Here is a 13,992-nt window from a genome sequence, read left to right as displayed (position 1 = left end):
TTATGCAATTTGTTACGTTTCTAACTTTCACAGCGATAGTTGCTGTAATATCTTATTATAAAAGTAAACAAACAAAAAAAATAACATCTGATGGGTATTTTTTAGGAGGAAGAAGTTTAACAGGTTGGGTAATTGCTGGATCACTTTTATTAACCAATTTATCGACAGAGCAAATTGTTGGACTAAATGGAGCTGCTTTTAAAGAGGGGATATTAGTAATGGCTTGGGAAACACTAGCAGCAATAGCCATGGTAGTTACAGCAATTGTATTATTACCTAAATATTTAAAAGAAGGTATAACAACCGTGCCTCAATTTTTAGAAACACGATATGATAAAATGACAAAAACAATAGCATCTGGGCTGTTTTTATCAGGTTATGTTATTGTATTATTACCTATTGTTTTATATACAGGAGCTCTTGCCTTGAACAGTATGTTTGATATACCTCAATTATTAGGAGTAAATAAAACAGTTGCTTTATGGATAACAATTTGGGGTATAGGATTAATAGGTGCTATGTATGCAGTTTTAGGTGGTTTGAAAGCAGTAGCAATATCTGATACAATTAATGCAGTTGGATTATTAATAGGAGGGTTGTTAATTCCTTATTTTGGATTACTTTTAATAGGAAATGATAGTATTATTGATGGAGTTATTATTTTAACTGAAAAGGCACCTGAAAAATTCAAAGTTATTGGAAATGAAAGATCTTCGATTCCTTTTGGAACTATTTTCACAGGAATGATGTTAGTGCAGCTATTTTACTGGGGAACAAATCAAGCCATAATTCAAAGAGCACTAGGAGCAAAAAATTTAAAAGAAGGCCAAAAAGGATTAATATATGCTGCTTTTATAAAAATTTTAGGACCTTTAATTGTTGTATTACCTGGAATTATTGCCTTTTACATTTTTGGAAATACTCTTGAGAGTCCAGATGAGGCTTATCCAGAGTTGGTAAAAAAAGTATTGCCAAATGAATTAGTGGGTTTTTTTGCTGCCGTATTATTCGGAGCTATTTTATCATCGTTTAATTCGACGTTGAATTCTTCAATAACTTTATATAGTGTTGATATTTATAAATCGCACATTAAAACTAATGCTTCTGAGATAGATCTTATAAAAGCTGGGAAAAGTTTTGGGATTATATTAACTATTATAGCAATGTGTGTAGCCCCTTTACTTCTGTATGCAGGTGGTATATTTAGTTATTTACAAGAAGCTAATGGAATTTATTCAATTCCTATTTTAACAATTGTTGTTGTTGGATATTTTACAAAGTATGTACCAGCTAAAGCTGCAAAAGTTGGAATTATTTCTGGTTCATTATTATACATTATTAGTCAATTTGTACTTAAACCATATGTTTTTGGGAAAGAGAATTATCCGCATTTTTTACATGTAATGGCCATTTTATTTGTACTTAATATAATAATCATGTTGGTTATAGGAAAGCTACAGCCAAGGAAAAACTCTTTTAATTTAGTGTACACAAAACATGTTAATATAACTCCATGGAAATATGTAACTATAGCTGGTGTAGTTATTAGTGTACTAGTTGTTTATTCATATATCTACTTTTCTTAAAATGAATTTGGAATTGATTAAGAAAATAAAAGAAAAATTTATAGAGGCGTTTAAAAAAGAACCATTACTCGTTTTTTCACCGGGAAGAATTAATCTAATAGGTGAACATACTGATTATAACGAGGGATTTGTTTTTCCAGCAGCTATAAACAAAGGAATTTACATTGCTATTCAAGAGTCTTCGTTAGCTAAAAGTAGTATTACAGCTATAGATAGAGAAGAAACTTATGAGTTTAGTATTGAAAATATAAAACCACTTAAAGAAAGTAAATGGGAGAATTATGTATTAGGGGTAATAGCAGAGTTAAAAAAAAGAAACATAATAATTCCTGAGTTTAATTTAATTTTTTCTGGAGATATCCCAATTGGAGCTGGATTATCATCATCTGCAGCATTAGAAAATGGGGTTGCTTTTGGATTAAATGAAATTTTTAATTTAAAATTTACAAAAGAGGAATTAATATTAATTTCTCAACAAGCAGAACATAATTATGTAGGAGTGAAATGTGGTATTATGGACCAATATGCTTCTATGTTTGGAAAGCTAGGAATGGCTTTTCACCTTGATTGTAAAAGTATGGAGTCAGTTTTTTATACTATTAATTTAAAAGAATTTCAGTTATTATTAATCAATAGTAATGTTAAACATTCATTGGTAAATAGCGCTTATAATGAAAGACGTTCTGTATGCGAGAAAATAGCAAAACTATTAAATACTAAATCGCTAAGAGATGTTTGTAAAAAAGATTTAGATGTTTTAAAAAGTAAAATTACTGAAGAAGAGTATCAAAAAGGATTATATGTTTTAGAAGAAAATGAAAGAACTGTTCAGTTTACTAAAGCGCTTTTAGATGAGGATGTAGAAAGTATAGGTGCTTTATTGTATGAATCCCATAAAGGGTTGTCTGAACAATACAAGGTTAGTTGTGATGAGTTAGATTTTTTAGTAAAGGAAGCGAAAAAATCTAAGGCAATAATAGGTGCTAGAATGATGGGAGGAGGATTTGGAGGTTGTACAATTAATATAATTGAAAAAAATAAAAAAGAACAATGTGTAGAAGAAATTACAAGAGCATATCAAGAGCAATTTAACCATAATTGTAGTGTTTATGAAGTAACTTTAGAAAATGGAACAAGATTAATATAAAGACATAAAAATGAGAAAAATATTTTATTTGATTTTAGTTATTACTATAGTAGCTTGTAATGTACCTCAAGCAGAAAATCTATCTGAAGAAACAGATAGAAATGAAATTTTAGCTATAATTAAAGAACAAGAAAAATCATGGTCTAAACATGATTTAGAAGGTTTTATGAATGGGTATTGGAAAAATGATTCTTTAAAATTTTATGGAAGTAATGGACTGACATATGGGTGGAAAAAAACATTAGAAAATTATAAGAAAGGATATCCAACAAAAGATCATTCTGGAACATTAAAATTCAAAATAAATGATATTTCAAAAATAAAAGAGGAAGCATATTTTGTAATGGGTGAGTATTATTTAACTAGAAAAGTAGGTAATGCTAATGGAGTTTTTATGATCATCTTTAAAAAGATAGATGGTGAATGGAAAATAATAGCTGATACATCTTGTTAAAAGATAAAAATGGAGTCAGATTTAGAAAAGTATTCACATAAACGTTATAATATTCTAACTGGTGAATGGGTGTTGGTTTCACCTCACCGAGCAAAACGTCCATGGCAAGGAAAGGAAGAGACTATTGTTGAGAAAGAAAAGATAATACATGATTCTAATTGTTATTTATGCACTGGAAATACGAGGATTAATGGTGAAAAAAATCCAGACTACAAGGATGTATTTGTGTTTACTAATGATTTTGGAGCTTTACAAAGTTCAACACCTAAAAAACTAATATCTAAAGGACTTTTAAAAGCTGAGTTAGAACAAGGAATTTGTAAAGTAGTTTGTTTTAGTCCTGATCATTCCAAGACCTTGGCTAATATGGAGATTGAAGAAATTGTTAGGGTTATAAGATTGTGGCAAGAAGAATTTGTCAATTTAAGTAAAAAGAAAGGAATAAATTATATTCAAATATTTGAAAACAAAGGTGAAGTAATGGGCTGTAGTAATTCTCATCCTCATGGTCAAATATGGGGTCAAGCTACAATACCTAACGAAGTAGTTAAAAAAAATAGAGAACAGTTTAAGTATTTCAAAGAAAACAACAGGATATTATTGGTAGATTATTTAAGCCAAGAGTTAAAAGAAAACAAACGTATTTTATATGAAAATCAAAGTTTTGTGTTACTCGTACCTTTTTGGGCAGTATGGCCATTTGAAACTATGATTATACCTAAAAAGCATCAATCTACCATAGCTGATTTAACAAATATAGAGCAAACAGATTTAGCAGAGGTGTTATTAAAAATAACAAAAGGATATGATAAACTATTTCAATGTTCGTTCCCTTATTCTAGTGGTATACATCAAGCTCCAATTAGTGCCGATACTAATGAATATTGGCAATGGCACATGAGTTTTTATCCTCCTTTATTAAGAAGTGCTTCAATTAAAAAATTTATGGTGGGGTATGAAATGTTTGGAATGCCTCAACGTGATATTACTGCTGAAGAGGCTTTTGAGAGATTAAAAAATGTATTATACTAATAGTAGCTTTCATTTTTTATGTTTAAACACAAATCTTTTTCTTATTTTTAGCAACCTTATTATACGAATAAGAAACACATGTTCTGTTGTGGATTTTTATAAGCATATTAAGTTTATAAATGAGAATTAACAGAACAATTAAACTAACTATGAAATTATATTTCTTTTTCTTTTTTAGTGTTTTTTTGATTTTAAAAGTAAGATCTCAAGATGAAGAAAAAAAAGATGCTACTATATTAATAGGTTTAAATTATGGGAAATCTTTTCAAGACATATTTCCTTTTAATGATCCTGATTATCTATATAAAAATCAATTTTTAAAAATTCAAATCAATTATCTCTTAAAGCAAAATAGAAATTTTAGTTATGAATTACTTGTTGAACCTAGTTTGTATTTTTCTGAACATCAACTATTAAATAAATACTTCGTAACTCCTGGGCCGAATTATATTGAAAAAAGAGAACGGTTTACAAAAAGAAAGTTATTTAAAGAATATGCAATTAATGTGGGGATTGTTGTAAGATATAGACTTTTAAATAATTTTAGCACTTATTTTTTAGGAAGTATTGGTCCAATGATTTCAGCAGTAGATACAGAAAGGTTAAAAAAAGGTTTTGCTTTTTCTGATGTTTTAGGGGTTGGATTTTCATATAAACAAAAAGAACTATTATTTGATTTTCGTTTAACGCTTAGACACAATTCTAATGCAAATTTATATTTCCCTAATAAAGGACACAATAGTATTGGTTTTGAATCGGGGGTTTCATTTGAAATAAAATAAAAACTGTATCTAAAGAATAAGTTGACATAAGAAAGGAAGCAAAATTCTTAATATATTCATCCTTTATTTGAACTGAAAATTTAATGATTTTAATCACAAAACCATAGTTTTATTGGTTAGGATATTAAATAATATCAAACTTTACTCAAAACAAATTACATTTTTTATCAGATAAAGCTTTAATAAACGATAGCGTTTATTAAAAAACATTCCTATATTTGTTTAATTAAACGTAAACGTCTAAATAAATACCTAAAATAAATGCCTAAAATAATAGCAAAAAAACAAGATTGGATATTTTTAGGGTACAAATTGTTTTCAGAACAGGGAGTATCGGGTATTGTCGTTGAAAAAATGGCTTTAAAATTAAAAGTAAACAAATCAAGTTTTTACTGGCATTTCAAAACGAAAAAAGATTTTATAAATGAAATAATTTCATTTTGGATTACTACAGATACTAATAAAATTATATCATCTATAGAAAGCGAAGAGTCAGGTAAAGAGAAATTTGAAAAATTAATAGAGATAGTATTTAAGAAAGAACCATATTTAGATTTTATTTTCTTTCTAAAAAGATATGGACTTAAAGACAAGAAAATTCAATTACTAGTTGATGAAATAGATAACCAAAGGATTGATTATGTCAAAAACATACTTATTGAAATAGGATTTTCTATAAATGATGCCTCTGTAAAAGCTATATTATTCTATAAATATCTAATAGGGTATCACGAAATGATTCGCTACAAAAAACAGTGTAATGATTATGTATATAAAGTAAAAATAGAACTGAATCAATTTATAAAGTTTTAAAAAAATGAAAACAAAAAATACATATTGGATTATTGCAGGAATATTAAACCTGTTTACCACATTTTTACATTTAATTGGTGGTCAAGTTGATCTCATAAACCCATTACTAAAAAGTGATATAGAAACTCAAGTGCAGACTGAGATGTTAGGTGTTTGGCATATGGTTACAATTATTTTATTTGCTTCTTCTATTATTTTTTTAAAAAGAGGTTTCAATAAAAAAGAAGTATACAATGTTGAGTTGATTCGTTTTATTAGCTTTTTATATATATCCTTTTCATTTGCATTTATTTTTTCGAGTATAATACTATCAACGCTTGCACCACAATGGATCTTACTTTTCCCAATAGGAGTATTAGGAATTATTGGACTTAAAAAACTAAAAAAAAATGCTTAAAATTGGAGGATACATAAATATAGTAATTGCTTTTGGGCATTTGATAGGGCTATTTTGGGCAGAGCAAATGTTTGAGAGAACAGGCGTAACTAAAGAAATGGCTAAGCTTACTCAAATTCATTTTTCTTACCCATATTTACTGACATTCTTTGTAGCTATCATCTTTTTTATTTTTGGAACTTATGGACTTTCTGCAAGTGGTAAAATTAGAAAGCTGCCATATTTAAAATTAGGTGTGTTTACTATTGCATTGATATATCTATTTCGAGGAATTGGAGAACAATCATATAACATTATTAAAGGAACTACAACACAGCTTGAAACCATTCAATCTATTATAGCATTAATTATAGGGCTTCTATTCTTGTTTGGAGGACTCCAAAAATGGAAACTAAAAAAAGAAAATTAGACATAACAAAAATGTATAGGAATAACACTAAATTCGTTCTTGATATATAGGCTGTGTAGTTTTTTTGAAAAATATTCGCGTACAAAACTGTAGTATTTATATGTGGCACTGTTGCAATAAATTTAAATAAGCTTTATGAAGTATGAAAGAAATAGACAAAATAGCTTTTATTGAAATTCAAGAAGGAAAAATCTTAAGCACAAAATCAAAAGGAAAAACTAAGTATTACATTCCTGGAGGAAAAAGAGAAATTGGTGAAAGTGATCTAGAAACTTTAAGCAGGGAGGTGTTTGAAGAATTAAGTGTCATTGTATTACCTGATACAGCAGAATATATAGGTGCTTTTTCAGCTCAATCTGATGGAGCAAAAAAAGGTGTAAATGTCGTAATGAGATGTTATAAAGCTAAATATTCAGGTACATTAAAAGCAAGTAACGAAATTGAAGAAATTAGATGGCTAAGTTATAATGATTTTGAAATTATTTCTGAAGTTGATAAAAAAATATTTTCTTTTCTTAAAAAAAATGGAGAATTGAAATAAAAATTTCATTGATATATAAAATGGAAAACTTATTAGAATTTTTACAATCAAAAACAACTTTGACTAAAAAAGATATTGATTTAGTTAAAAAGTATTTCATTTATGAAGAAGTTTCTGGAGAAACCATTCTTTTAAAAGAAGGTAAAGTAGAGAATTATATTTATTTTTTAAGTGAAGGAGTTGTAAAAGGATATCAAAATATTGATGGAAAAGTAGTTGTACAACATTTGGTTTCTGAGTTTGACTTTTTTACATCTTTAGATAGTTTTATAACCCAAACACCTTCTAATGATTATTATGAAACTATAACAAGTTGTAAATTAGTTAAAATATCTAAAGTGCATTATGACGTTTTAGAAAAAGAAGCTAGTTTTTGGATTCCTTTAGTGAAAGATATTACTAATGAACATTTAAAATGCAAGCTTGAACGAGTTAAAGATTTTCAAATGTTAACAGCTAAAGAACGCTACATAAAATTTGTTAAGAACTATCCAAGATTAGCATTGCAAGTGTCTGTTGATAATATTGCATCTTTTCTCGGAGTACAACCACAATCTTTAAGCCGTATTCGAAAACAAATCACTTTCTAACAAATGTTATTTTTTCTTATTCAAAAGCTTGGGAAATTTACCTAAATATAAAAGTATAGAAAATGAGTAATGAAATTTCATTAGTAACAGGTGGAAACGGACATTTAGGAAATAACTTAATAAGGCTGTTACTTTCAGAAAATAAAAAAGTAAGAACGACAGTTAGAGATATTCATAAAAAGGAACCGTTTAAAGGTTTAGATTGTGAAATTGTAGGAGCTGATATTACAGATAAAAGTTCATTAAAAAAAGCGTTTGTAGGAGTTACAAATGTATATGCTGTAGCTGCAAATTTTAATATGTGGGCTATAAACCCGAAAGTTGAAATTTATGACACTAACCTAGAAGGAACTCAAAATGTATTTGATATAGCAAAAGAAAGCGGAGTTCAAAACATTGTTTATGTTAGTTCGGTAGCTTCTTTAGACTTTACTAATTTACCCGCGAATGTAAATAATGGGTATAATAAAGATCGTAGAAATTGGTATTATAATTCTAAAAATGACTCAGACAAACTAGCATTAGAATTAGGGAAAAAATATGGTATAAGAACAGTTTTAGTTTTACCATCTGCAATGATTGGGTCAGAGGCATTTAAATTAAGTTATTCCAATAATCTTGTATTACAAGTTTTAAAAGGAAAGGTACTGGTTGATACTGGTATAACTTTAAATTGGGTAGATGTAAAAGATGTTGCACAAGGACTTTATAATGCAATGATAAAAGGTAGAAATGGTGAACGATATATACTGTCAAATGAAAAACATACTACTTTGCAAGAAAGTGTAAAAATAGCATCTAATTTATATCCAGAATTAAACTTAAAAGTTCCTCATAAACTTCCAAAATGGTTATTATACATCATAGCAAGCCTAATGGAGTTTAGTAGTAAAATTACTAAGAAAGAACCTCTACTACAGAGACATTATTTAGATATGTTTTATGGGTTAAAGCAAGACTATGATATTAGTAAGTCAAGGAAAGAGTTAGATTTTAACCCTAAGCCACCAAAAATAGTATTTGAAAATGCGTTAGAGTATTTAAAAAATGATTGGGAGAAGTAAGCATAGAATAACAAGAAAAACAAACGGTTGTAATATATACAAAATAGTTACTATTTTTATTGATGATGTTTAGTGAAAACAACGTTAGATTTTAATAAATAAATAGTGAATGATAGGGAAAAGTAAATTAGTTATAAGAGAAATAAAACCTGAGGAAATAGCAATTCTTGAAAACATGCTATATGAGTCTATTTATCAGCCTGATGAACTTAATCTTATACCAAGAGAGGTAATTAAGCTTCCTGAAGTTAGTGTTTACATTGATAATTTTAAAGAAAAAGAAGATGACTTTTGTTTAGTAGCTATTATTGATAGTAAAATTATAGGAGCAGTTTGGGTTAGAATATTGGCTGATAAAATTAAAGGGTTTGGCAATATTAATGATAAGACCCCTGAATTTGCTATTTCCTTGTTCAAGGAATATAGAAAGAAAGGAATAGGAACATTATTAATGAAGGAAATGATTTCTTGTTTGGTAAATAAAGGGTATAAGCAAGCATCTTTGAGTGTTCAAAAGAAAAATTATGCATTTAAAATGTATGCTAAATTAGGATTTGAAATACTTAAAGAGAGTTCAGAAGATTATTTAATGGTACTTAATCTTTTGAAATAGTTGTGGTAAGTAAATTTTAGTGCTATATTATAATGATTAAAGAGAAAATAATAAAGAACATTTGTTATACTGAACTTGTTTATAATAGAATAAATAAAAAGTTAAACAGTAAGTTGTCAAAAAAAGAAATTGAATCTTATATTCTTAAAACTTTAAAAAAGACAGACTTAATGTTTTTTGAAAAAAAAGGGAAAAATTATTACGTAACAAATAGTGAAGGAAATATTAGAATAACAGTGAATTCAAATACATTTAGTGTAATTACAGTTAATAGCATAGTAAAATAAGAAATGTCAGGAGAGAAAAATTTATCTAAATTAATACAAGGAATGACTCCAGAATTAAATAAAGGAGATTATGTTTTTTCAACAATAAAAGATGAAAGTTTTATTAAAAGAAAGGATACTATTTGTGAATTTAAAGAAAAAGAAGGAACAACTATTGTTATAGAAAAGAAAAAAGCTGATGAGTTAAAATTGAAGTATGATTATATAGCTTCATGGATAACTCTTACAATTCACTCATCGCTTGATGCAGTTGGTTTAACAGCAATCTTCTCAACAGAATTAGCAAAAAATAACATTAGTTGTAATGTAATAGCTGGGTATTATCACGATCATATTTTTGTAGATAAAAATGATGCAGATAAAGCAATTGATGTTTTAAAGAAAATATCGAAAAAGTAAAAATGATTCCAAACCTTTATATAAACTAGAATGAATACAATCATTTTACCTGATGAGCTAAATTTGAATTCTTCTATGTCTGTCAGTATTTATGACTATAATAGTAACAAGGAGATATCTAAACAACAAATAGTATTGAATAAAAATACTTTTAGCTTTCTTCAAGAGGGAACAAAGGAAGTTTTCTTTGATGATTCTTCTTGTACTATAAATAATTCGCAATTTCTATTAATGAAATCAGGAAACTGTTTGATGACAGAAAAACTTTCTAATGTTTCTGAATCTTATAGAAGTATATTGTTGTTTTTTTCTAATGAAGATGTATTAAAATTTATTAGAAAATTTGAGTTTAATTTAACAAAGAAAACTACTAGGTACTCTACAAATTCATTTGATTATGATTCTTTTTTAAATAGGTTTGTTGATAGTCTAGTAGATATATCAAAACTATCAATATCTCTGCAAAAAAAGATGTTAGAGGTGAAGTTTGAAGAAGTACTTCTTTACCTTGTAGAAATCAAGGGAGTGAGTTTTTTACATTCATTAGTAAATGAAGTTGATAGTCAATATGAAAAATTCATTCAAACAGTTGAAATGAATAAGTTAAATAAACTAACTATTAAAGAGCTTTCTTTTTTAACAAATATGAGTGTTTCAACTTTTAAAAGAGAATTTGAAAAATACTTTCATACTTCACCAAGTAAATGGTTTCAAGATAAAAGGCTTGAACATGCCGCCTTTTTATTAAAAAATGAATCTAAAAGACCAACAGAGATTTTTGAAGAGGTTGGATATGAAAGTTTATCGAGTTTCATTCAGGCTTTTAAAGGAAAGTTTGGAGTGACCCCAAAACAATATTAATTAAGTTGAACTTTTAACAACACTTTTTGAACTATACTAAATATACTATTTAGTCAATTTGCTCATAATTTTGTAGATATAATTAAAAACAAATATTATGAAGAAACTAAATTTTATTTTATTAGTACTACTTGGATTATCCACAACTACTTTTTCTCAAAATACATTTACCTTAACAAGTAAAGATTTAGGAGGAGAAGCAACAAAAAAAGAAGAGTTTAATGGTTTTGGTTGTACAGGTAAAAATCAATCACCTCAGTTAGCATGGACAAATGCACCTGAAGGAACGAAAAGTTTTGCGGTAACTATGTATGATCCTGATGCACCAACAGGCAGTGGTTGGTGGCATTGGCTTGTATTTGATATTCCTAACACTACTAGTGAATTAGTTTCTGGAGCTGGTAATTTAAAATTAAAACTCACACCAAAGAAAGCCGTACAAAGTGTTACTGATTATGGAGTTACTGGATATGGTGGACCCTGTCCTCCTAAAGGCCATGGAACACATCAATATATAATTACAGTATATGCTTTAAAAACTGAATCATTAGGGTTAAATAAAAATACAAATCCTGCAGTAGTTGGTTATTATTTATGGAATAATTCATTAGCCAAAGCTAGTATAATAGCATATTATAAAAGAGACAAAAAATAGAGGGGCCATAATTTATTTAAGTATATTTTTAAAATAAATATCTAGACACTAATAGTTATATTTGATTATATATAATTATTAAAATAAGTAATGCCAAAAATAACTTTGATTTTAGATTTAGATGGAGTTTTAATAACTACTCCAATGTGGAAAGCTGATGAGATAGATACTGATGGTTATTCTAAATTTAATAAAGATTGTATTAATAATTTAAATATTCTTTTATCAATGGCTGAATTTGAGATTTGGCTAAGTTCAACAAGAAGAACGGTGAAAAAATTAGAGGAATTTAATTTAATTTTTAAAAATAGAAATATTAAAAGTTCGATAAAAGGTTTTTTGCCTACTTATGATAATTGTAAGAATAGAAAGGATGAAGTTTTAAAATTTATTAAAGAAACTAAAGTTTCTGATTTTTTGATAATTGATGATGATAAATCATTAAATGGACTAGAGTTAATGTATAAACAAAAATTAATATTAACTAGCTATTTAAAAGGTTTTGATAAAAGTAAATTAGAAGAAGCATTTAGTAAATTTAGATAAAAAAACAGCCTTTAATAGGCTGTTTTTTTGATTATAACGCTTTACATTTCTGTTGTAACCATTGTTTTTCTTTCTCATTTAAAAGAGGAGATAGTTTATCAGAAACTAATTGATGATAGTTATTTAACCAATTAATTTCAGAAGTACTTAATTGTTCTAAGTTTAATAAGTTAGTATCTATATAGCATAAGGTTAACGCTTCGAAACCTAAAAATTTTCCAAATGCTGTTTCCTTTACAACTTTTGAAACAACAATGTTTTCGGTCCTAATACCAAATTGATTAGTTACATAACATCCAGGTTCAATAGTGGTTAGTTGGTGAGATAAATGAGATGTTGTACCTCTTGCTGTAGTTGCTCCAGTTGCAAAACCTTGTGCGGGTTCATGTACCATACCATAGCTTCCAATACCATGACCTGTACCATGTGGATAATCTAATCCGTTTTTCCATAAATGCATACGAGCAAAAGCATCTATTTGAGCACCAGTAGTTCCTATAGGGAACTGTAATTGTTCTAATTCAATATATCCTTTTAAAACACTAGTATACGCTGTTTTGAGTTCTGTTGAAGGAGTGTCTCCTAACCAAACAGTACGAGTGATATCTGTAGTTCCATCTTTATATTGTGCTCCACTATCAACTAGTAATATCCCTTCATTTTTAACCATTGCAGAATTTTCTTCTGGTGCTGTGTAATGAATAATAGCTCCATTTCCTTTGTAACCAACAATTGCAGCAAATGATTCACCAGTATAGTATTCTTGTTGTTGTCTAAAGTTATCTAGTTTTCTACCAATTTCATACTCGGAAATTTCTCTATTTTCTAACTCCTGTTCTAACCAAATAAAAAACTTGGTAAGTGCCACACCGTCTTTTAACATACAGTTTTTAGCACCTTCAATTTCTATTTCATTTTTAATAGCTTTTAATTCTTTAACAATAGAGTTCTGATAAATAAAACGACCACTAACAGCATTAAAACATGAATAGTTTAAGGTAGAAGGATCAGTAATAATAGTTTTTTCTTTAGGTACTTCATTAAGTAAAGAAACTACAGTATCATATTCTTGAACAGAAATATTTAATTCGTCAAAAGTGGCGATAGCACTTTGCGAAAAACGAGATTTATTACAGAATAAAATAGAAGTATTTGCACCTACCAAAGCATAAGCTGTTACTAATGGTGTAAAACCTACATCGCTTGAGCGAATATTAAATAGCCAAGCTATTTCATCTAAAGAAGAAAATAGATAGTATTGCGCATCTTGATTTTTTATTTCAGTTTGAACTTTATCAATTTTCGAAGCAGTAGTTTCTCCTGAAAACTCTAAAGGATGGACATCTACAGGGAAATTAGGTAAAGCCAGCCTGTCTGTCCAAATACCATCAGTGAATTTTGGTTCGTTTTGTAGCTGAATATTTTTAGTAGAGGTAAAGCTTAGTATGTAATCTATTTGAGACTTTGAAAATTGACGATAGTCAACACCAATTATGGTGTTTTCATTAAGTAGGTTACAAAGCCATTCAACATGTTCTGGAGCATGAGGAATAGACTGTTTACAAAGTATTACTTCACTATTATTACATTCATCTTCAAATTGTAAAAAATAACGAGAATCCGTCCATAAACCAGCAATATCTTTAGTTACCACTAGTGTACCTGCTGATCCTGTAAAACCTGAAAAATATTCACGTAACTTCCAGTGGTTAGCCACATATTCAGATTGATGAGGATCTGTTGATGGAATTATAAAAGCGTCTAATTTCTTAGACGCCATATAGTTTCTTAAAGCTTTTAATCTTTGAGATATCAT

Annotated in this window: 18 protein-coding genes; 17 read left to right on the top strand and 1 reads right to left on the bottom strand. The window is 28.0% G+C overall.

Annotated elements, in window-relative coordinates:
• The first annotated feature begins 2 nt into the window (after window positions 1-2).
• From DS884_RS15510 to DS884_RS15430, 17 genes are all read left to right on the top strand, one after another.
• Window positions 3-1,586 (top strand): solute:sodium symporter family transporter, encoded by a 1,584-nt coding sequence (locus DS884_RS15510; RefSeq protein ID WP_113787403.1) that lies wholly within the window; start codon window positions 3-5, stop codon window positions 1,584-1,586.
• Between the two features lies 1 nt (window position 1,587).
• Entirely contained in the window at window positions 1,588-2,733 is a 1,146-nt protein-coding gene (gene galK, locus DS884_RS15505) for a galactokinase (RefSeq protein ID WP_093871673.1), read from the top strand.
• Between the two features lie 10 nt (window positions 2,734-2,743).
• A complete protein-coding gene (locus DS884_RS15500; RefSeq protein WP_113787402.1) occupies window positions 2,744-3,187 on the top strand; it encodes a YybH family protein in 444 nt (147 codons plus the stop codon).
• Between the two features lie 9 nt (window positions 3,188-3,196).
• Window positions 3,197-4,219 (top strand): UDP-glucose--hexose-1-phosphate uridylyltransferase, encoded by a 1,023-nt coding sequence (locus DS884_RS15495; RefSeq protein ID WP_113787401.1) that lies wholly within the window; start codon window positions 3,197-3,199, stop codon window positions 4,217-4,219.
• 119 nt (window positions 4,220-4,338) lie between these two features.
• Entirely contained in the window at window positions 4,339-5,001 is a 663-nt protein-coding gene (locus tag DS884_RS15490; protein WP_113787400.1) for an acyloxyacyl hydrolase, read from the top strand.
• Between the two features lie 261 nt (window positions 5,002-5,262).
• The gene (locus tag DS884_RS15485) at window positions 5,263-5,814 is read left to right on the top strand and encodes a TetR/AcrR family transcriptional regulator (RefSeq protein WP_093871669.1); all 552 of its coding nucleotides are present in this window, start codon (window positions 5,263-5,265) and stop codon (window positions 5,812-5,814) included.
• Between the two features lie 4 nt (window positions 5,815-5,818).
• The gene (locus DS884_RS15480) at window positions 5,819-6,211 is read left to right on the top strand and encodes a hypothetical protein (RefSeq protein WP_113787399.1); all 393 of its coding nucleotides are present in this window, start codon (window positions 5,819-5,821) and stop codon (window positions 6,209-6,211) included.
• Entirely contained in the window at window positions 6,204-6,620 is a 417-nt protein-coding gene (locus tag DS884_RS15475) for a hypothetical protein (protein ID WP_113787398.1), read from the top strand. The genes DS884_RS15480 and DS884_RS15475 overlap by 8 nt, the downstream gene beginning before the upstream one ends.
• A 142-nt stretch (window positions 6,621-6,762) precedes the next feature.
• The gene (locus DS884_RS15470; protein WP_093871666.1) at window positions 6,763-7,161 is read left to right on the top strand and encodes an NUDIX hydrolase; all 399 of its coding nucleotides are present in this window, start codon (window positions 6,763-6,765) and stop codon (window positions 7,159-7,161) included.
• A 20-nt stretch (window positions 7,162-7,181) separates the two neighbouring features.
• Window positions 7,182-7,751: a Crp/Fnr family transcriptional regulator gene (locus tag DS884_RS15465; protein ID WP_113787397.1), complete on the top strand. Its 570-nt coding sequence runs from the start codon at window positions 7,182-7,184 to the stop codon at window positions 7,749-7,751.
• Window positions 7,752-7,813: 62 nt separating this feature from the next.
• A complete protein-coding gene (locus DS884_RS15460; RefSeq protein ID WP_113787396.1) occupies window positions 7,814-8,815 on the top strand; it encodes an NAD-dependent epimerase/dehydratase family protein in 1,002 nt (333 codons plus the stop codon).
• 109 nt (window positions 8,816-8,924) lie between these two features.
• A complete protein-coding gene (locus DS884_RS15455; RefSeq protein WP_113787395.1) occupies window positions 8,925-9,428 on the top strand; it encodes a GNAT family N-acetyltransferase in 504 nt (167 codons plus the stop codon).
• A 32-nt stretch (window positions 9,429-9,460) separates the two neighbouring features.
• Window positions 9,461-9,715 carry a DUF3781 domain-containing protein gene (locus tag DS884_RS18810; RefSeq protein ID WP_113787394.1) on the top strand — a complete coding sequence of 85 codons (255 nt, stop codon included), beginning with the start codon at window positions 9,461-9,463 and terminating at the stop codon, window positions 9,713-9,715.
• A gap of 3 nt (window positions 9,716-9,718) precedes the next feature.
• A complete protein-coding gene (locus tag DS884_RS15445) occupies window positions 9,719-10,114 on the top strand; it encodes an ACT domain-containing protein (protein ID WP_113787393.1) in 396 nt (131 codons plus the stop codon).
• Window positions 10,115-10,144: 30 nt separating this feature from the next.
• The gene (locus DS884_RS15440; RefSeq protein ID WP_113787392.1) at window positions 10,145-10,975 is read left to right on the top strand and encodes a helix-turn-helix domain-containing protein; all 831 of its coding nucleotides are present in this window, start codon (window positions 10,145-10,147) and stop codon (window positions 10,973-10,975) included.
• Window positions 10,976-11,072: 97 nt separating this feature from the next.
• Complete coding sequence (locus DS884_RS15435; protein WP_113787391.1) at window positions 11,073-11,630, top strand: YbhB/YbcL family Raf kinase inhibitor-like protein; 558 nt, start codon at window positions 11,073-11,075, stop codon at window positions 11,628-11,630.
• Between the two features lie 90 nt (window positions 11,631-11,720).
• Complete coding sequence (locus tag DS884_RS15430; RefSeq protein ID WP_113787390.1) at window positions 11,721-12,176, top strand: HAD domain-containing protein; 456 nt, start codon at window positions 11,721-11,723, stop codon at window positions 12,174-12,176.
• Between the two features lie 31 nt (window positions 12,177-12,207).
• Here DS884_RS15430 and DS884_RS15425 read toward each other — a convergent pair whose 3' ends face one another.
• Window positions 12,208-13,992, bottom strand: a complete 1,785-nt coding sequence (locus DS884_RS15425) for an aminopeptidase P family protein (protein WP_113787389.1) — start codon at window positions 13,990-13,992, stop codon at window positions 12,208-12,210.

It is taken from the genome of Tenacibaculum sp. E3R01, assembly GCF_003318185.1.
GTDB lineage: Bacteria > Bacteroidota > Bacteroidia > Flavobacteriales > Flavobacteriaceae > Polaribacter > Polaribacter halocynthiae.
This window is presented reverse-complemented; position numbering and strand designations above follow the sequence as displayed.